The 18,953-nt window shown below is 69.1% G+C and carries 13 protein-coding genes and 1 pseudogene; 6 read left to right on the top strand and 8 right to left on the bottom strand.

Annotated elements, in window-relative coordinates:
• Positions 1-19 precede the first annotated feature (19 nt).
• Positions 20-1,642, bottom strand: a complete 1,623-nt coding sequence (locus OG883_RS25765; protein WP_323180972.1) for a polymorphic toxin type 17 domain-containing protein — start codon at positions 1,640-1,642, stop codon at positions 20-22.
• Between the two features lie 367 nt (positions 1,643-2,009).
• On the opposite strand from OG883_RS25765, the gene OG883_RS25770 reads away from it, so the two are divergent.
• Together OG883_RS25770 and dacB are read left to right on the top strand one after the other, a co-directional pair.
• Positions 2,010-2,957 carry a tyrosine-type recombinase/integrase gene (locus tag OG883_RS25770; protein ID WP_266545219.1) on the top strand — a complete coding sequence of 316 codons (948 nt, stop codon included), beginning with the start codon at positions 2,010-2,012 and terminating at the stop codon, positions 2,955-2,957.
• Positions 2,958-3,335: 378 nt separating this feature from the next.
• Positions 3,336-4,694, top strand: coding sequence for a D-alanyl-D-alanine carboxypeptidase/D-alanyl-D-alanine-endopeptidase (gene dacB, locus OG883_RS25775; protein WP_266549427.1), 1,359 nt, complete (start codon positions 3,336-3,338; stop codon positions 4,692-4,694).
• Positions 4,695-4,757: 63 nt separating this feature from the next.
• Here dacB and OG883_RS25780 read toward each other — a convergent pair.
• The 7 genes and pseudogenes from OG883_RS25780 to OG883_RS25810 form a co-directional block, all read right to left on the bottom strand.
• Positions 4,758-4,895, bottom strand: a pseudogene (locus tag OG883_RS25780) (IS30 family transposase); the annotation flags it as partial.
• Between the two features lie 178 nt (positions 4,896-5,073).
• Positions 5,074-8,136: a Tn3 family transposase gene (locus tag OG883_RS25785; RefSeq protein WP_266545221.1), complete on the bottom strand. Its 3,063-nt coding sequence runs from the start codon at positions 8,134-8,136 to the stop codon at positions 5,074-5,076.
• 94 nt (positions 8,137-8,230) lie between these two features.
• Positions 8,231-10,873 (bottom strand): DUF6531 domain-containing protein, encoded by a 2,643-nt coding sequence (locus OG883_RS25790; protein ID WP_266545223.1) that lies wholly within the window; start codon positions 10,871-10,873, stop codon positions 8,231-8,233.
• Complete coding sequence (locus tag OG883_RS25795) at positions 10,870-11,235, bottom strand: hypothetical protein (RefSeq protein WP_266545225.1); 366 nt, start codon at positions 11,233-11,235, stop codon at positions 10,870-10,872. Before OG883_RS25795 ends, OG883_RS25790 begins: the two co-directional genes overlap by 4 nt.
• Positions 11,236-11,503: 268 nt before the next feature.
• Positions 11,504-12,304 carry a sugar phosphate isomerase/epimerase gene (locus OG883_RS25800; protein ID WP_266549429.1) on the bottom strand — a complete coding sequence of 267 codons (801 nt, stop codon included), beginning with the start codon at positions 12,302-12,304 and terminating at the stop codon, positions 11,504-11,506.
• Between the two features lie 29 nt (positions 12,305-12,333).
• A complete protein-coding gene (locus tag OG883_RS25805; protein ID WP_266545227.1) occupies positions 12,334-13,512 on the bottom strand; it encodes a dihydrodipicolinate synthase family protein in 1,179 nt (392 codons plus the stop codon).
• Positions 13,509-14,660, bottom strand: coding sequence for a Gfo/Idh/MocA family protein (locus tag OG883_RS25810; protein ID WP_266545229.1), 1,152 nt, complete (start codon positions 14,658-14,660; stop codon positions 13,509-13,511). The genes OG883_RS25805 and OG883_RS25810 overlap by 4 nt, the downstream gene beginning before the upstream one ends.
• A gap of 137 nt (positions 14,661-14,797) precedes the next feature.
• Here OG883_RS25810 and OG883_RS25815 point away from each other — a divergent pair, with 137 nt between their 5' ends.
• The 4 genes from OG883_RS25815 (at position 14,798) to OG883_RS25830 (ending at position 18,902) form a co-directional block, all read left to right on the top strand.
• On the top strand, positions 14,798-15,862 hold the full coding sequence (locus tag OG883_RS25815; RefSeq protein WP_266545231.1) for a LacI family DNA-binding transcriptional regulator: 1,065 nt from the start codon (positions 14,798-14,800) through the stop codon (positions 15,860-15,862).
• A 316-nt stretch (positions 15,863-16,178) separates the two neighbouring features.
• The gene (locus OG883_RS25820) at positions 16,179-17,090 is read left to right on the top strand and encodes an endonuclease/exonuclease/phosphatase family protein (protein ID WP_266549430.1); all 912 of its coding nucleotides are present in this window, start codon (positions 16,179-16,181) and stop codon (positions 17,088-17,090) included.
• A gap of 103 nt (positions 17,091-17,193) precedes the next feature.
• A complete protein-coding gene (locus OG883_RS25825) occupies positions 17,194-18,129 on the top strand; it encodes a helix-turn-helix domain-containing GNAT family N-acetyltransferase (protein WP_266545233.1) in 936 nt (311 codons plus the stop codon).
• Complete coding sequence (locus tag OG883_RS25830) at positions 18,126-18,902, top strand: sugar phosphate isomerase/epimerase (protein ID WP_266545235.1); 777 nt, start codon at positions 18,126-18,128, stop codon at positions 18,900-18,902. The genes OG883_RS25825 and OG883_RS25830 overlap by 4 nt, the downstream gene beginning before the upstream one ends.
• Positions 18,903-18,953 lie beyond the last annotated feature (51 nt).

Raw genomic sequence — 18,953 nt, forward strand, 5'->3', positions numbered from 1 at the left:
GTTCCAGCCCTTCCCTGTGTCACTTGTGCGTGATCTCCCCGTCTAGGGAGACATTCAGATGACTGCCGTCCCGGCTGAGCCAGCCCAGTTGGGCCCGCCCCTTCTTGCTGAGCTGCACATCCCACTCGAAGGGCTGTCCAGCGGTCCGCGAAGGCCCCTTGATCCATTCATTACCGAAACGGTCCATATATCCCTTACGCGGGCCGCGCGGCAAGCCGGAATTGACGTTCACGTCCTGATGCGGAACAAAACGGATTCGTCCGGAAGTCGGCAGCTGAGCTTCCTTGATGAGGCCCTTCACGCCGGTTCGGGGCTGCTTGCTCGGTACCGGCTCGTCGCATCGGTTCAGACCCAGCGGGTCGATGAGCGACAGCGGCGTCTCGACATACGCGTAGTGATTCGGCGCCGGGTCGAGCCCCAAGGGATCGGCGCTCGCATAGCGTGCGGTTTCCGGCTGATAGTAGCGGAAGTAGTTGTAGCTGAACCCAGTTTCGGGGTCTGCGTACTGCCCCGGAAAGCGGAGGGGACAGTCGACGACGGTGGCGTCCAGCGACGTGGGGAAGTCGGCGCCCCACAGGGTCGTGCGGCGTTGCCACGACAGCTCACCGTCGGCGCCGACCAGCTCCGTGGGCGTTCCCACGATGTCCGTGATGACGGCATGGAAGCGCGTGCTGTAGTCGGCTGTCGGGTCTTCGGACAGTTTGGCGAGCAGTGATGTGCCTGGTTCCCGGAGCAGCGGTCTGTGATCGGTCTGGGTGAGCGGGCGATGGGTGCCCGGGGCGTAATCCCAGGTGGTGACCTTGCCGTCGGATGTCTTCCGTTCGGTGAGGCGGGTGTCGTCCCAGGCGAAGTCCGTGCGGTCGGCGGTGGAGCCGTCGTCTGCCAGGCGATGCTTGGATATTCGGCGGCCCAGCGGGTCGTATGCGTACCGCCAGTGATCGCCGTCCGGCGTCGTCGCCTCGGTCAGGCGGTCCTCGGCGTTCCAGACGTACGTCCAGGTGCGGTGCTTCCCGTTGAGGAGCTTGCGGGTCTTACGGATCAGACGGCCTTGCGCATCGTGCTCGTACGAGGTGCGGCCGGCGCGGCGGATGAGGGTGCCGGTGAATTCGCGGTCGCCGGAGGACTCGTGGGCGGGGGCGGTGGCGTGGGCGAGGTTGCCTGCCGCGTCGTAGGCGTACGTCTCGGTCCAGCCGTGGGCCCGTACGCCCGTGACGCGGCCGATGCGGTCGAGGTCGAACCGGCGTGTGCCCGAGGCCAGTTCACGGATCTCGGTGAGATAGCCGTCCTCGCGGTAGGTATAGGCGCGGTGCTGGAGGAGACGATCGGCATCCGCGGTGCGCGCTGTCAGGGACTGAGTGGCCAGGCGGTCCACTGCGTCCCAAGACTGGCTGAAGGTGATGCCGTCGCCGAGGCGGCGCTCGGTCTCGCGGCCGGCGGCGTCGTAGGCGAAGGTCAGCGAGCCGGCCTCGGTGTCGACTCCGGCGGGGCGGCCAGTCGGGTCGTAGGCCCAGTGCGAACTCAGACCGGACGGGGTGGTTCGCCCGCTGACGCGGCCGAGGACGTCGTACTCGTAGCTGATGGTCCGGCCGTTGACGGTTTCGGTGAGCGTTCGGCCGAGCGCGTCCCGCTCGATGGCGACCACCGCGTCGGCGTTGGCCGTGTGGATCAGATCGCCCGATGCGCCGTAGACGTACGTGGTGGTGTCGCCCGCGTCGGCCCGGTTCTCGTATAGCTGCCGTTACCCGACAGGTAGCTGTGCGTAGTCGCGATCACTTAGCGCGAGCGGCGGAGCCGGCGTGAGGGAGCAGTCGAGATGTGACGGAAAGGGATAGTGGGAACACAGTGGTTGATGTGTGGACATTCTGCAGCCCCTTTCCTGATGTGACACAGAATTAAGTATTCTGTGTCACATAGGCGTTGATCCGCTCCGAGCGACCTGCGGGGACCCGCTTCCGCGGTGGGGGCGACTCGGCAACGTTCTGTGTCACATCAGCCGGAGGTCCGTTGCCGTGTCCGTTATCCCTCTCCCGCGCACCGCGAGCACGGTCCCGCTCGCGGTCGCCGTGGACCGGTTCCTCGACCGCTTCCGCGACGACCCCGGCACCCGCACCACCTACGCCGAGACCCTGGCCCTGCTGACCGCGCTCGCCGGCGACCAGTTCACCACCGGCAACCTCACCCCGGAGATCTACGAGGCGGTCATGGCCCGCTGGGATGCGCGGGCCGCGAACACCTGGAACAAGCACCTGTCGGCGCTCAACTCGTTCGCCGCCTACGCGCGGCGGCAGGACTGGCTGGCAGCCGACCCCGGCCGGCGGCTGGAGCGCCGCAAGGTGACCCGCGACCGCGACAGGGCCGTGCCCCGGGCCCGGCTGGAACGGCTGTTCACCGATGACCGCTTCGGCTTGCGCGAACGGGTCTTGTGGCGCATGGCCTACGAGACGTGCGCCCGAGCGGACGAGCTGCTTCAGCTCGACGTGCCCGACCTCGACATGGAATTCCGCCGCGGCCGGGTCGGGGAGAAGGGCGGCGACAACGCGTACGTGCACTGGGAGACCCCCACTGCCCGGCTGCTGCCGCGACTGCTCCAAGGGCGGGCCACCGGGCCGGTGTTCCTCGCCGACCGGCGCGCGCCTGCCTCCGGCCGCCGGGCGCCCGCCCAGGCGGACACCGACCCGGGCACCGGCCGGGGCCGGCTGTCCTACCCGCGGGCGGAGTACCTGTTCAAGACCGCGTCCAAGCTGCACGACCCGCACGGGAAGGGCTGCACGCTCCACCAACTGCGGCACTCCGGACTCAAACACCTCGCCGAAAAGGGCCGCTCCGCCCCCGAGCTGCAGGCCAAGTCCCGTCACAAGCACCTCGGGACGCTGGGCCACTACGTAAAGCTCGGTGAGGAGACCTCCGCCCGCGTCACCGCGGAGAATGACGAGCACAACCGCCGTCGGCGCCGGTGACCCGCACGGAACAGGTGGCCGATCCCGCCCACCGCACGGGATCAAAGGAACCCGCTCATGTCCAGCAAGTCCCCGGCCTGTCGGCTGCTGCCCGGCCAACCCGATCACAACGACACCGCTATCCCCATACAAGTCGAAAGTAGTGCCGCAACAGGCCGTTCGTGCTCGTTCGAGGCGCGCTGACCGATGCGCGGGAACTTGTGAGCCGTGTCTCTTACTTGCGAGTCGCCTCTGTGGGCCATGGGATTAGCGTTCACTTGTGCCGTGCCCGAACGTTTCTCGCCATAGGGCCACTCCCACTCGCCACCACGTCGGCCCTTTCCTCCCGCCGGCGCACGTCACGGAAAGCCCCCCACCTTGAACGACAAAACCGAAGTCATGCCCCCGCCCACCTTCACCCCGGGCGCCCGCCACCGGCACCGCAAGCCGAAGCAGTTCGGCGCGGGCGCCCGCCGTGCCCTGGTCCTTGCCATGGCCATACCCGTCACGTCGGCGGTCCTTGCCGCCCCCTCGGCCTTCGCCGCCGACGAGAACACCACAGCGACGACTCCCGACGCAACCCCGGACACGAACGAGAGCCTCAACTCCGCCGACCAGGCGATCGCCGCGAACCTCAACACCCGCGTCGTCGACGAGCGACTGGGCGGCAACGTCAGCGGTGTGGTGCTGGACGCGAAGTCGGACGGCACCGTTTGGGACCACAACGGCGCCACCGCGCTGATGCCTGCGTCCAACACCAAGCTCGCCACCGCGACCGCCGCCCTGACCGTGCTCGGCCCGAACCACCGGTTCAAGACGAAGGTCGTCTACGGCGATGGCACCCTCACCCTCGTCGGCGGCGGCGACAGGACCCTGACCAGCGCCGACCTCGCCGAAATGACGAAGGACGCGGTAGCCGGGCTGAAGGCCGCAGGCCGGACCAGTGTGAAGGTCGCCGTGGACGACTGCCTCTTCCCCAAACCGATCCTGGCCCCCGGCTGGAACGACGGCTACTACCTCGGCTCCGTCGCCCCGGTCCGCGCCCTCGTCGTCGACGGACACGCCGTCACCGACACCTCCATCGACGCCGGGCAGGTCTTCGCCAAGCAACTCGCCACCCATGGCATCACCGTGGACGGCGACGTCACCCGCCGGACGGCGGACATCACCGACGTACCGGTGGCCCGACACAAGTCCGCCAAGCTGTCGGACATCGTCCACCGCATGATCAAGGTTAGCGACAACAACGCCGCCGAGACCCTGCTGCGGATGACCGCGCTGCGCGCCGGGCAGCCCGCCACCTTCGAGGGCGGCACGGCGGTCGTACGCGACGTGCTGAGCCGGCGGTACGGAGTGTCGCTGGAGAACTTCGAGATGTACGACGGGAGCGGCCTCTCCCGTGCCAACCGCATCCCGGCCCGGACACTGGCGGAGATCCTCGACCTGCTGACGGAGAAGCGCTACGAACACCGTCTCCGCTCGATCCGCGACGGCCTCCCGGTCGCCGGTGAAGCAGGCAGCACTCTCGGCCCGGAGTGGGACCGCTTCGACGACGCGAACTCGAGCTGCGCGATCGGCAAGGTCCACGCCAAGACCGGCACCCTCACCGGCGCCATCGCACTGAGCGGCCTGACCCAGGGCAAGGACGGCCGGTGGAAGGTCTTTTCCTTCGTGGAGAACGGCTCCACGGCCAACGGCGACGCCATCAAGGACGCGATGGACGGCCTCGCCGCAACCGTGAACGGCTGCTGGACATAAACGCGCACGTGCGCCCCGGGTGCGGAGGCGAATTCAAGGGGTCGTTGCAACACGTGATCGGTGTCAGTCGGTCGTGAGGAGTGTATGCAGGCGCTCGGCTGAGGTTTCCCAGCCGAGCGTTTTGCGTGGTCGGCCGTTGAGTTCGGCGGCCACGGCGTCGAGGTGCCCGCGGGTGTGGACCGACAGGTCGGTGCCCTTGGGTGCCTCTGTGTTTGTCAAGCCGCTTGGGGTGGTGGCGTAGGCTCGCTTCTGGCGGGTCCGGGAAGTGACTTGTCTGAAGAGCTGGCCGTCGGGGTTGGGCCGGCCGCGCTGGATGCTGTGGTCGCCCCCACTTGTCCTCCCGGGCCCGCCATCCGGGTGCGACGGCGCTCGTCGGCCATCATGGTGCGACAGACGTGATCAGCGAGTCGGCGTTTGAGACAGCGTTGCCGTCCGCGGCCTCGTGCGGCGGTGCCTCCTCGTCGGACAGCACCAAGCCCAGATCCAGGCGGCTGTTCATGTCCAGCTCGAACCGGCCGTAGGGGTTCACGTGGGTCCAGAACAGCGGGGACAGGGCCCTGCGGTCGGCTTCGGTGAGCTTGTCCGCCCACTTCGGCTCGGCCAGGACCTGCTGCATCAGCAGCGTATTGACGTGCACGAGGCTGCTCTGCAAAAGGTGCAGGGCGAGCATCGAGACCTCCTGACTCTCCTTGTCGGCACCGGTCAGATCGCCGTCCTTGCCGTAGAACAGGTCCTGGTTCGCCGAGTTCCAGTTCTCCACCACCTGCAGGCCCTCCCCGATCTCCTTGCGCATCTCCACGTCCGACAGGTAGTCGCAGATGAACGCCGTCCGTACCACGCGCCCCAGCTCCTCGATCGCCAGGTACGTCGGGTGCTTGGGGCCGCCCTTGGTGAACCGGCGCAGGACCTGCTCGGCCTCCGCGGTGCCCAACCTGAGCGCGGTGGTGTACTTCACGATCTGGTCGTACTGCTGGGCGATCAGGTCCCAGTCGATCGTCCGGGTGGAGAGCACCGGGGCCAGGTGGGGCCAGTTCTTGTCCTCGCCCGCGGCCGGCCGGTACAACCGGGCCCGGCCGATGTTCTTCAGCCGGGGCATCAGCCTGAAGTCCAGCATGTGCGCGAAGGCGAACCCCACGATCGAGGCGCCGTGGGTGTCGGTGTACTGCCGGTCGACCTCCATGTCGGTGCAGTGCCGCAGCACCCCCTCGATCATCGAGGCGACCTCGGAGGCCGAACAGGACTTCAGCTGGCTGTAAATACACACCGATTTTCGTTCTACATGCCAATAAATCATGACACCCGGGCCCCGGTACCGCTGGTGCCACTCCGTCATGAAGTTGCTGGACCAGGCTCCGAACTTGCGACTGTCGGAGGCGCAGGCCGTCCCGCTGCCCCACCACATCTCATCGCGGACCGCGAAGGTGGCGTTGACCAGCTTCACCAGCGCGGCGCGCATGTTGGCCCGGTTCACGAACAGGTGCCGCACCCGGCGAAGCGTCGCCTCCGACTCGCCGTGCTTGCCCGTCACCGCGACACGCTTGATACCCATGTTCGTACCCAGCCCGAAAAGCACCAAAAGCAGCCGTCTCCGGAGCACGTCCCTGGACAGGTTCTCCCTCGTTGCCACCGAGGTGAACTCGGCGATGAAATCGGTGTCGAACTCCGCGTACTTCAAGATGTCCAGCAAATCGATGGTGCCCCAGCGCCGTTCGATCTCCCCCTTCACCGCGACCAGGTTCTCCGGCTCCTCCTGCTTGGGCCGCGGCGAGACCCGGATCCACCCCTCGCCGTTCCTCTTGACGATCGCCACCCCGCCCGTGGTGTCCTGCGCGAGCGCGGCCTCGAACCGGTCCAGGGCCTCGCGGTGCTTCTTCTGCAGGGCTGCGATGAACTTCGCCGGGTCCTGGGGCTTTTGGATCGCGTCGTAGTGAACATCCCGGTTGTCCTCGAAATCGGCCGGCAGATCGTCCTCCGGGTTGCGCCACCGGTTCGCCCCCACCACCCATATCTCCCGGCGCCGCAACGCTTCGCGCAGGCTGACCAGCACGCACAACTCGTACGGGATGCGCTCGACGCGGCCCTTGTCGTCCACCACCGCGGCCCGCCACTGATCGGGCACCACACCCTCAAGCGGCACGCTCTCCGCCGCGTCGAAGAACGCGCCCTCCTTGGCGATGGGCTGGTCCAGGTACCGCTGGAGCAGGTCGATCGCGTCCATCACCGGCCGGTACGCGGTGTTGTTGCATTTGAGCGTCAGCGCCTTCAGCAGCGGCGCCAGCATCCGCCGCCAGTGCGCCGAATACGCCGATCGCAGCACCGTACGGATACGCGCCTTGTACTTGGCCTCGTTCGCCGCGGCCTCCGCAGCGAGAGCCTTCAACGTCTTCTCCCCGCCGACGACGGGGTAGATCACCTTGCGGACCGTGCCGGAGGGCTCGGACAAGGCCGCCTCGGCGACCCGCAGCATCATCGCCTCCTTGCCCCGCACCTTCTTCAACTCGCCGGTCAGCTCCTTGTCGACCTTCTTCTCCGCCCTGGTATTGATCTTCAAGACCAGCTGGATGAACAGCTCCACCAGCGAGTCGGTGATCTCCGTGTGCCGCACGTGACACAACGCGGCCAGCAGCGTCAGCCGCATCGGCGGCTTCATCCGCTCCAGGTTCGCCGGGTACTCCTTCGAAGCCCGCGCCCGCCAGGCGTCCACCTGCTTCTCCGACACATCCGCGAACAGGTCCGCCGGCAACTCCAGCTTCCGCACCCGCTGGAGCTTGTCCACCTCCGCGAACAAACTCTCCAGCCCCGGCGCCCCCGGGTCCGCCTTGAGCTCGGTGAAGAACGACCGGCCGCCACCGGCCACCGCCTGGTCCCCGGGCGACTCCTCGCCCGCCCCGCCGGCCACCAGGTCCTCCAGTCTGGACCGGGTCGTGTGGGAGAGCCGGTCCACGGTCCTACGGCAGAACTGCGCGTCGAAGTCGTTGACCGCCTTGCCCACCAGGCGCCGGACCTTCCCTGGTGCCGGCGGCTCGATGTGATCGTTGCGGCACCGGGCCACCACCGCCTCCGCCAGCCGCTCGCGGGATATCTCCACCCCGCACAGCTCCGCCGTCAGCCACTCGGCCAACTTCTCCTGGTCCTCCCCGGTGGACTCCCGGAAACCGAACGCCTCCCGGATCTCCGTCCGGTGACGGGTCGCCGTCCGGCCCTGCCAGTCGTACGCCGCCCACTGCTCCGCCGACACCTTCACCTGCTGGGACACATAGGACACAGCCCCAGCCGGGACCTCCTTGGCGGTCTCCGGGAACCTCGCCTCGATCTCGAAGAACTTCAGCAGCATCGCGAAGCCCAGCCTGTTCGCCCCGGACTTGTTCCGCAGCTTCGCGGTGCCGTCTTCGAGCAGCGTCCAGACCTCGATCAGCTCTTCCGGTTCCCAGTCCTGCTGCACCCTGTACTCCTTCAACCTCAGCCAGTTGGATCACTGCATCGTGGCGACCAGCCGCTACAAGCGGAACAAAGGAATCCAAACCGACGCCGGACAGTTACTCAGCGTTACTTGTCGGGTGGCGGCAGCTATACGAGAACCGGGCCGCGTCGGTGCGCTGTTCGGTGACGCGGCCGAGCGCGTCCCGGGTGAAGTGCAGTGTCTCCCCCGCGCCGTTCGTGCGGGAAGTCAGTCCGCCGGTCGCGTCACATGCGTGGGTCAGAGTCCGGCCGTTGAAGTCGGTCTCGGTGACCAGTCGGCCTGCCTCGTCGTATGCGTATGACCAGGTCAGGCCCTGTGGGTTGGTGACTGCGGTCAGCCGTAGCTCGGTGTCGTACCCGAAGCTGTACGTCGTGCCGTCAGGGTCGGTCCGCGTCGCGGGGACGTCGAAGTGCGTCACGGTGTGGCGGGTGGCGTTGCCAGCGGGGTCGGTGTGGGTGAGGAGGTTGCCCTCGCCGTCCCAGGTCCAGGTTTCCCGGGTGCCGTCCGCGTAGGCGCGCCACTCCTGCCTGCCCTCGGTCGTCCAGCCCATCCGGGTGGTCTGGCCCAGTGGATCGGTTGCCTCGACGACGCGTCCGAAGCTGTCGCGGCGTGCCACCGTGGTGTGTCCGAGTTCGTCGGTGACGGCGATGGGCAGTCCGGCCGCATCGGACGTGACCCGGCGCGTGTGGCCGAGGGCGTCCGTAATGGCGGTCAGATGGCCTGACTCGTCGCAAATGTGATGGGTTTCGGCGCCGACGGGGTCGGTTGTGGTGAGAAGGTTGCCGCGTTCGTCGTATCTGTGCCGCCAGGTCGCACCACTGGGCTCGACGACCTCGGTGGGCCGGCTCAGACCGTTGTACACGGCACGGCTTGTGGATCCGTCCGGCAAGGTCAGCTCGATGAGGTTGCCTGCGTCGTCGTACGCGTACCGCGTCGTGCGGCCCAGCGGATCGGTGACCGAGAGCGGCTTACCGCCCCTCGCCTCCCATTCGGTGCGCGTGGTGTTGCCGAGGGGATCGGTCTCCTCGATGACCTGACCCTCGAAGTTGTACCGATGCCTGGACTGGTGGCCGAGAGAGTCGGTGTACGTCGTCGTTCGTGCCTCGTCGTCGTAGGCGAGGGCTCCGGAGAGGAAGCCGTCGCTGCCTTCGGTGCGCTCGACGCGGCCGCGGGCGTCGTAGAAGTACGCGAACGAGGTGCCGTTGCGGTCCGTCCAGGAGGTGACCCGGCCCTCGGCGTCGGAGGTGAAACGCAGCGGCTCGCCGCTGGAGTTGACGACCTCGGCGAGGTTGCCCGCCTCGTCGTAGCCGTACCGCATCACGACCGTGCCGCCGGCGGCGGACTGCGACGGCTCGTACCGGGAGGGCGTCTCGTCCAGCAGGCGCAGAGCCGTGATGCGTGGGCCCTGGGTATCGACGGCCAGGTAGTAGCCGCCGGAGTGGCGCAGTGCGGTGGGAATGCCGTCCGCCGTGCGTTCCACATCGATGCGGGCGCCGTTGCGGTCGTGCCAGCTGTCCAGCGGGAGGTGGACGACGCCGAGCGTGTCCGAGGGAACGGGACTGCTGAAGCTTCGTACAACCCCGGAGACCGGATCGGTGACGGTCATGACGCCGTCGGGCTCGCCGTCCCATTCCAACGGCCACCGGGCGCCCTTCACCGGCAGGACCGGCTCGCCTGCCTGCGGCACCGGGTAGACCAGGCGCATGCCGTCGGCAGCGGCGAAGACCACGCCTTCGGAGTCGAGTTGGATGCACTCGTCGAGGGTGGAGACCCACGTGGGGCCGAAGCATATGCCCGCGCGGTACGTGGAGAGGTGGGTGCGCTCGAAGACCAGAGGGAGACTAGCGGGAAGCGTGAGGTCGGTCTGTGTCATCAGCATGGCGCCGGTGGCCACGTCGATCGGCTCGCCAACGCACGGGGTGTTCTTGGCCCCCCGGCACACCGGTCCCATTTCGACCAGGTCGGGCCTCAGCGTCGGCGGCCGCAGCATCAGCGGCACCTCGTTGAACTTCCCGAAGAGGTTTCCCTCGACACCGTTCTTGAGCACACCGGCGCCCGCGCCGAACGCCCCGCCGTAGAGCATGCCGTCCCTCGCCGCGGCATTGACCTCGTCCAGGCTGAAGCCGTCCTGCAGCCCCGTGGTGATCTTCAGCGGCTGGGCTACGGCCAGGTCGATGGTCACCGACTCCACGCCTCCGAAGGCCGCGGCGACGAGAGCGCCCGCGGCTATCTCAGCGACGGCGGTGGAGACGGCTACGCCCATCAGAGCACCGAATTCGATGAGAGCCTCGGTGGCCAGGGCAGCGGCGCCCGCGGCAGCACCCGCAGTGAAGAAGGCCAGAGCGATACCGCCCACGATGATCGCGGCGTCGATGCCGATCTGCGTCCACAGCTTGGTGATGGCGTCGTCGACAGCTTCGGCGAACTTGTCCAGCGCCTCCGCCAGCTTGCGGGACGCCTTCGCGATGTCGCTCAGCCAGCCCCCGTCCTCGCCCTTGGCGTACCGCTCCCAGAACTCCTTGAACGCATCGATGGCCTCACCCTTGTTGTTGTGGATGAGCGACGTGGCCGCGTTGTTGACCGGAGTACGTACGTCGTCGACGGCATCGGCGAAGACCCGCCAGGCGTCGGCGGCGCTGCGCAGCGTGCCGGAATTGGCGTCAGGCCACCACAGGCCCAGCTTGAGCAGGAGTTCCTTGGCCTCGTCCTCGATGCTCACTTGGCGCCCTTGCCGTCCGCGTCTACCTTTTCCTTCACCTTGGTGAACATCCCGGCGATCAACTCGTCGTTGTCGACATGCCCGTCCGACATGTCCGCCATCGCCTGATGAATGCTGGTCAGGCCGAGTACCAGAGTGCCTGCGGCCTTCTCGACGGCCTTCTGCCGGGGGCTGTAGGCATCGCCGAACGTCTTGCCCTGCTCATCGTCGCCCCAGGGCGAGCCGAGTCCGTCCAGAGTCGTGACCAGCGTCGTCAGAGCCGCACTCAGATTCTTGGCCTGCACGTGGAAGACAGGCGCCGTCAACTTGATGTCGGCTGTATGGATTTCCAGGACCTTGCCGCTGTCATTGCCTTCGCCCATGCGAAGCCTCCCCCGTTGTCGACTGCGAACGCCGACCCTATGAGGCCAACTTCATGATCGGGCAAAACGACGGCCATCACCGGGCAATGAGTGATCAATGCCGCAGCAATGCCGGGTACTTGCGGCGATGACGCCGGACCCCGGTCGGCGGCGGGGTGCCCCCGTATGCCGACCGGCCGGGCCCCGAAGTGTTTCCTCGAGCGCCCGTCCCCGAAGTGTTTCCTCGGCGGATGGCTGGTCGGCGGTCGCCGCCCGGGCAGCGGTTGTCTCATCGGAACACGCAGTCCAGGTACCGCCCCGCCGTCTCCGCCAGCACCTCCACCCCCTCCCGCGCCCACAGCCCGTCGTTGAACAGCTCCACCTCGATGAAGCCCGTCCATCCCGCCGCCTCCACCAACTCCCGCCACGCGCGCAGGTCCACCGCGCCGTCGCCCAACTGACCGCGGCCGTTCAGCGCCCCGGCCGGCAACGGCGTGATCCAGTCAGCCAGTTGGACGGAGTGGATGCGGCCCTGCGCTCCCGCGCGGGATACCGCTGCGGGTGCAGTGTCGTCCCACCAGATGTGGTACGTGTCCACGACCACGCCCACCTGGTCCGACGGGAAGCGTTCCGCCAGGTCCAGGGCCTGGGTCAGGGTGGAGACCACGCAGCGGTCCGAGGCGAACATCGGGTGCAGCGGTTCGATCGCAAGGCGGATGCCGCGTTCCCCGGCGTAGGGAGCCAATACAGAAAGAGCGTCCGCGACCCGCTCCCGGCCGGCCACCAGGTCGCGGCTGCCGGGCGGGAGGCCGCCCGAGACCAGGACCAGCGTGTTTGTGCCCAGGATCGCGGCCTCGTCGATCGCCGCACGGTTGTCGGCCAGGGCGCGGGCCCGGTCGGTGGCGTCGATCGCGGTCAGGAAGCCGCCGCGGCACAGGGACGTGACCGTCAGGCCCGCGTCGCGTACACACTTCGCCGCCCCCTCCAGGCCGTACGCGGCAACCGGTTCGCGCCACAGGCCGACGGCCGGGACACCGAGGCGGACGCAGGCATCGACGAGCGACGGCAGCGACAGCTGCTTGACCGTCATCTGGTTGATGCTGAAGCGGGAGAGGGCATTCACTGGTCGACTCCGTAAAACGTCAGCAGGGACTTCATACGGGTTTCGGCAAGGGCAGGGTCCGGGAACAGGCCCAGGCGGTCGGCCAGTTCGTACGCCCGGCACAAATGCGGCAGTGAGCGCGCCGACTGCAGGCCGCCCACCATCGTGAAGTGCGACTGGTGGCCGGCCAGCCACGCCAGCAGCACCACACCCGTCTTGTAGAAGCGCGTCGGCGGCTGGAAGAGATGCCGGGACAGCCCGACCGTCGGGTCGAGCAGCTTCCGGAACCCGTCGGTATCACCGGCGTCCAGGACCCGTACCGCCTCGGCCGCCAGCGGGCCCAGCGGGTCGAAGATCCCCAACAGCGCGTGGCTGAAGCCCCGGTCGTCGCCTGCGATCAGTTCCGGGTAGTTGAAGTCGTCGCCGGTGTAGCACCGCACGCCCTCCGGGAGGCGGCGGCGCAGGCTGATCTCGCGCCCGGCGTCCAGCAGCGAGACTTTGATGCCGTCGACCTTCTCGGGGTGCGCCGCGATGACGTCGAGGAGGACCGAGGTGGCGGCGTCCAGGTCCGTACTCCCCCAGTAGCCCGTGAGCGCCGGGTCGAACATCGGCCCCAGCCAGTGCAGAATCACCGGTTCGCTCGACTGCCGCAGCAGGTGGGAGTAGACGGAGAGGTAGTCCTCCGGGCTCTTGGCCACAGTCGCCAGCGCCCGCGATGCCATCAGGATCACCTGGGCGCCACTCTCCTCGACCAGGGCCAGCTGCTCCTCGTACGCGGCCCGCACCTGCGCCAACCCGCCGGTGCCCGGCGGAAGCTGGTCCGTTCCCGCCCCGCAGGCGATCCGGCCACCCACCGACTTGGCCTCTGCCGCCGAGCGCCGGATCAGTTCCGCCGCGCCCGCCCAGTCCAGGCCCATCCCGCGCTGCGCCGTGTCCATCGCCTCCGCGACGCCCAGCCCGTGCGACCACAGGTGGCGGCGGAAGGCGAGCGTGGCGTCCCAGTCGACGGCGGCCACGGCGACGGCGACGGCGGGCGAGCCGGGCGTCGTATCGGCGTACGGATCGGCCACGACATGCGCCGCGGAGAAGACCGTACGGGAGGCCAACTGCGCTCCACCCGCGGCAAAGAGGGCGGGATCGGCGCGCGGCACATGGACGTACAGCTGTCCGTCCGTCCGCACGAGTCGGATCGTCACAGCGACAGCTCCGGCACCTCGAAGCGGCGCCCCTCGGCCGACGACCGAAGGCCGAGCTCGGCGAGCTGCACGCCGCGCGCGCCCGCCAGCAGATCCCAGTGGTACGGCTCGCCGAGCGCCGCATGGCGCAGGAACAGCTCCCACTGGGCCTTGAAACCGTTGTCGAACTCCCCGTTGTCCGGGACCTCCTGCCACTGGTCCCGGAAGGCCTCGGTGGCCGGCAGATCCGGATTCCAGACCGGCTTCGGGGTGGCGGAGCGGTGCTGGGCGCGGCAGCGGCGCAGGCCCGCGACCGCCGAACCGTGCGTGCCGTCGACCTGGAACTCCACCAGCTCGTCGCGCATCACCCGTACCGCCCAGGAGGAGTTGATCTGGGCGACCGCCCCACCCTCCAGCTGGAAGATGCCGTACGCGGAGTCGTCGGCGGACGCGGCGTACGGCTTGCCGCCCTCGTCCCAGCGCTGCGGGATGTGCGTGGCGACCTGCGCGGTGACGGACGTCACCCGCCCGAACAGCTCGCGCAGTACGTACTCCCAGTGCGGGAACATGTCGACGACGATGCCGCCGCCGTCCTGGCTGCGGTAGTTCCAGCTCGGGCGCTGCGCCTCCTGCCAGTCGCCCTCGAAGACCCAGTAGCCGAACTCCCCGCGCACGGACAGGATTTCGCCGAAGAAGCCGCCGTCGACGAGCCGCTTCAGCTTCAGCAGACCCGGCAGGAAGATCTTGTCCTGGACGACGCCGTGCTTGATGCCGGCCACCTCGGCGAGGCGGGCCAGCTCCAGCGCGCCGGCCAGGTCGGTCGCGGTGGGCTTCTCGGTGTAGATGTGCTTGCCCGCCGCGATCGCCTGCTTGATCGCCGTGGCGCGGGCGGAGGTGACCTGCGCGTCGAAGTAGATCTCGATGGTGTCGTCGGCGAGTACGGCATCGAGGTCGGTCGAGATGTGCGTGAGGCCGTGCCGGCCGGCGATCTCGCGCAGCGCGTGCTCGCGGCGGCCGACGAGGACGGGCTCGGGCCACAGGACGTCACCCTCGCCGAGGTCGAGTCCGCCCTGTTCGCGGATCGCGAGGAGGGAGCGCACCAAGTGCTGCCGGTATCCCATCCGCCCCGTGACACCGTTCATGGCGATCCGCACTGTCCTGCGTGTCACGAAGTTGCCTCCATGTCCCTTGAAGTGGCCGAATTCCCTCGATATGGCCGCAGCAAGCGCTTTCTAAGCGGTATGAAGCTAGCCTGCCGACAGTGGCCCGGACAAGAGGCCGGATCCATCTCCCGCGGAGGAAAGCGATGACAGTCACCCTGGCGGATGTGGCGGCACGCGCCCGGGTGTCCCCGGCCACCGTCTCCCGTGTGCTGAACGGCAATTACCCGGTCGCCACGTCGACGAGGGAGCGGGTGCTGCGCGCGGTCGACGAGCTCGACTACGTACTGAACGGCCCGGCGAGCTCGCTCGCCGCCGCCACCTCCGACCTGGTCGGCATCCTCGTCAACGACATCGCCGACCCCTTCTTCGGAATCATGGCCGGGGCGGCCCAGACCGAGATCAGCGGGCAGGAGGGGGCCGGGCGGGCGGGCGGCGAGAAGCTGGCCGTCGTCTGCAACACCGGCGGCTCACCCGAGCGTGAGCTGACGTACCTCACCCTGCTCCAGCGGCAGCGGGCCGCGGCCGTGGTCCTGACCGGCGGGGCGCTGGAGGACCCGGACCACACCGCGGCGACGACCGCCAAACTGGCGAAGCTCGCGGCTGCGGGGACGCGCGTCGTGCTCTGCGGGCGGCCGCCGCTGCCCGGCAGCGACGCGATCGTCGCCGCGCTCGTGTTCGACAACCGGGGCGGCGGACGGCGTCTCACCGAGCATCTGCTCTCGCTCGGACACCGCCGGATCGGATACGTCGCCGGGCCGGCGGAACGCACCACGACCCGGCACCGGCTGGAGGGCCATCGTGCGGCGCTGACGGCCGCGGGAATCGCCGAGGACCAGTCGCACGTCACCCTGCACGGCCCGTACGACCGCCGCTCCGGCTATGACGCGGCGCTCGAACTCCTTCGCCGCGAGCCGGACTTGACGGCCATCGTGGCCGCAAACGACACCGTGGCCCTGGGGGCCTGCGCGGCCCTGCGCGACCGGGGCCTGCGCATCCCCGAGGACGTCTCGGTGGCCGGCTTCGACGACCTCCCCTTCTCGGTGGACGCGGTGCCCGCGCTGACGACCGTACGACTGCCGCTGTACGAGGCGGGGGCGCGGGCGGGCCGGCTGGCGATGGGCAACGAGGCGCCGCCGCCGGGGGGTATCGCGACGATCCGTGCGGAACTGATGGCGCGGGCGTCGACGGCCGGGCCGCGGAAGAAGTGAACCCGGGAGCGCCGAGCGGGGAGGCGCTGCCGGAATCGGCGCTCGGTCGGCCCGAGTTCCTCGGAGGGGTCGAGGCACGGATCCGCCCGTCAGGCCGCGGGCGTCGCCATCCAGTCTTGTCGGCCAGCAGCTCGGCCAGCACCAAGGCGGGTGGCGTGCCGCCGTCGCCGCCGTCGCCGCCGTCGGCCCTGACCGCCGGCGCGCGGGAACCTGGATCGTTCGATCCTGCGTCGTACGGTCCGTGAGCAGCAGCACGGCGTTCCGGCGGAGGTGGGGCAACGACGCGAAAGGGCGGTCTGCCTGGAAGCGCGGGCGGGTGCTCGCCTCGCTCGCCGTTGTGGTCGCCGGGGTTCTGGCCCTTCACTCCGCCGTACCCAATGCCGTCGGCCGTCTCGGCAGCCTCCTGGAGACGTTTCTGCCCTGGCTCGGCCTGGCCGTCCCCGTACTGCTGGGTCTGGCGCTGCTGCGACGCTCCTTCGTCGGCCTGACGGCGCTGCTGCTGCCTGTCGTCGCCTGGCTCGGGCTCTTCGGCGGACTGATGCTGCCCGGGGACGGATCGGCGCACTCGGCGCACGACCTCATTGCAGTGCAGCACAATGTCAGCGACGAGAACACCGATCCGGCGGGCACCGCGAGAGCCCTGCTCAGCACTCGACCCGACCTCGTCGCCCTCGAAGAGCTGACGCCGTCCGCGCTGCCCGTCTACGCGGCGGCACTGGCGCCGGACTATCCCCACCACACGGTGCACGGCACGGTCGGACTCTGGTCGAAATACCCCTTGGCGGACGTACGGCCGCTGGACATCAAACCGAAGGGGATCGGGCCGGGCTGGAACCGCGCTCTGCGAGCCGGTGTACGGATGCCGAAGGGCGAGGTCGCGGTGTATGTGGCTCATCTGCCGTCCGTACGCCTCGGCTTGAGGGACGGCTTCAGTTCCCCCCTGCGGGACGAGAGCGCCGTCCTCCTCGGCGCCGCGATCGCCGACGAGCCGCTGGACGAGGTGATTCTGCTCGGGGACCTCAACAGCACGGTGGACGACCGCGGGCTGGATCCGGTCGCCTCGCAGATGAACCCCGTCGGGCCGGGTTTCGCGTTCAGCTGGCCCGCCGCGTTCCCCGTCGCCCGGATCGACCAGATCATGACCCGGGCCGCGACCGTCACCGAGGTCCGGGCGCTGCCCGGGACCGGGAGCGATCATCTGCCCATCGCCGCGCGCATCAGGCTCTGACCGGGAGCACGTCGCGCCGCGGGCGCAGGGCTTGCCAGGGCTTGCCGGGACACAGCCCCGGCCATACCGTTGACTCAGTCAAAGGAAAAGCTCGGAGGATCTCATGCCGGTCCAGGAAATCCGCGCCTTCAACCGCTTTTACACCAACCTCATCGGCGCGCTCGACTACAGCAAGCACCTCTACACCCCGTACACGCTGACCGAGTCACGCGTGCTGTACGAACTCGCCCACAGCCCCCGTACCGACGCCGCCGACCTGCGCGCCGAGCTCTCTCTCGACGCCGGGTACCTGAGCAGGCTGCTCGCCAGGTTCGAGCGGGACGGGCTGGTCGGGCGGGCGCCCTCCGAGGTTGATCCGCGGCGGCAGCGGATCACGCTCACCGCCCGTGGGCGCGAGGCCGCCGCACTGCTGGACGAGCGGTCGCGGGAGGCGGTGGGGGCGATGCTCTCCACGGTGCCGCCCGAGGAGCGGCCAAAACTGGGCGAGGCCATGCGGACCGTGCGCGAGATCCTCGGCGGTGGCCGGCCCGCGCACCGCGAGGGGCCCGTGCTGCGTGAGCCGGGGCCCGGTGATCTGGGCTGGGTCGTCCAGCGGCACGGTGCGCTGTACGCCGCCGAGTACGGCTGGAACGCCGACTTCGAGGGCCTCGTCGCCCGCATCGTCGCCGACTTCGCGCAGGACCACGACCCCCATCTGGAGCGGGTGTGGATCGCCGAGCTGGACGGGCGGCCGGTCGGGTCGGTCATGTGCGTACGCGACGACGCCCCGGCCACCGCGCGGCTGCGGCTCCTGCTCGTGGAACCCGAGGCACGCGGGCACGGTCTCGGCGACGAACTTGTTCGTACGGTCGTGGATTTCGCGCGCGATGCGGGGTATCGGGAACTGGTGCTGTGGACCAATGACGTACTGACCGGGGCCCGCCGGATCTACCAGCGGGCGGGATTCACCCTGGTCACCGAGAAACCGCACCGCTCGTACGGAGTGGATCTGGTCGGCCAGGACTGGCGGCTGCCCCTCAAGGAAGGAACGATCACATGAGGTTCGCCTTCTCGACCCTCGGCGTGCCGGGCATGCCGATCCCCGAGGTGGTCCGGCTCGCCGCCGCCACCGGGTACCAGGGGGTCGAGCTGCGGGCCCACCCCGAGGAACCCGTGCATCCAGGGATCGGCCCGCGCGAACGGATCGAAGCGGTCCGGGAGTTCGAGCGGGCAGGCGTCGAGATTCTGGCCGTCGCCGGATACGTGCGCGTCGCGTCGGCGGACGACGACGGTCCCGTACGCGAGGAGCTCGACGAACTGCTGTGGCTGGCCCGGGACGTGGGGGCGCCGTACGTGCGCGTCTTTCCGGGCGGCGGCGACCAGGACCCGGCCACCGCCGACGCCACGGCCGCCCGCCGGCTGGGCGCGGCCGCGGAGACCGCGGCGGAATTCGGCGTACGGATCCTGCTGGAGACCCATGACTCGCACCGCACCGGAGCCGACGCCTCCCGCATCCTGGGCCCGGTCGGCCACAAGAACGTGGGCGCGGTGTGGGATGTGATGCACACCTGGCTGGGCGGCGAGGAACCCGCCGCGACCCATGCCGTACTCGCCCCGCATCTGGGATACGTGCAGGTCAAGGACGTCGCCTCGGCCGAGGACACCACCCCGCTCCCCCTCGGCACGGGCGTGCTGCCGCTCGCCGACTGCCTGGCCACGCTGACGGAGGAGACGTGGCTGTGCTGGGAGTACGAGAAGCGCTGGTATCCGGACGCGGCCGACCTTCCCGGGCTGCTGGCGGGAGGGCGGGAGCACCTCCTGAGTCTGCTCTGACGGGACTGCCGGTCCGGCGGAGCCGCGAGGCCGCGGCCGACCTGGCCGAGC

Source organism: Streptomyces sp. NBC_01142, assembly GCF_026341125.1.
Taxonomy (GTDB): domain Bacteria; phylum Actinomycetota; class Actinomycetes; order Streptomycetales; family Streptomycetaceae; genus Streptomyces.

Coding starts and splice junctions, on each gene's coding strand:
- OG883_RS25815 (WP_266545231.1), top strand. CDS start 14,798: ATGACAGTCACCCTGGCGGATGTGGCGGCACGCGCCCGGGTGTCCCCG.
- OG883_RS25800 (WP_266549429.1), bottom strand. CDS start 12,304: ATGACGGTCAAGCAGCTGTCGCTGCCGTCGCTCGTCGATGCCTGCGTC.
- OG883_RS25825 (WP_266545233.1), top strand. CDS start 17,194: ATGCCGGTCCAGGAAATCCGCGCCTTCAACCGCTTTTACACCAACCTC.
- dacB (WP_266549427.1), top strand. CDS start 3,336: ATGCCCCCGCCCACCTTCACCCCGGGCGCCCGCCACCGGCACCGCAAG.
- OG883_RS25795 (WP_266545225.1), bottom strand. CDS start 11,235: ATGGGCGAAGGCAATGACAGCGGCAAGGTCCTGGAAATCCATACAGCC.
- OG883_RS25830 (WP_266545235.1), top strand. CDS start 18,126: ATGAGGTTCGCCTTCTCGACCCTCGGCGTGCCGGGCATGCCGATCCCC.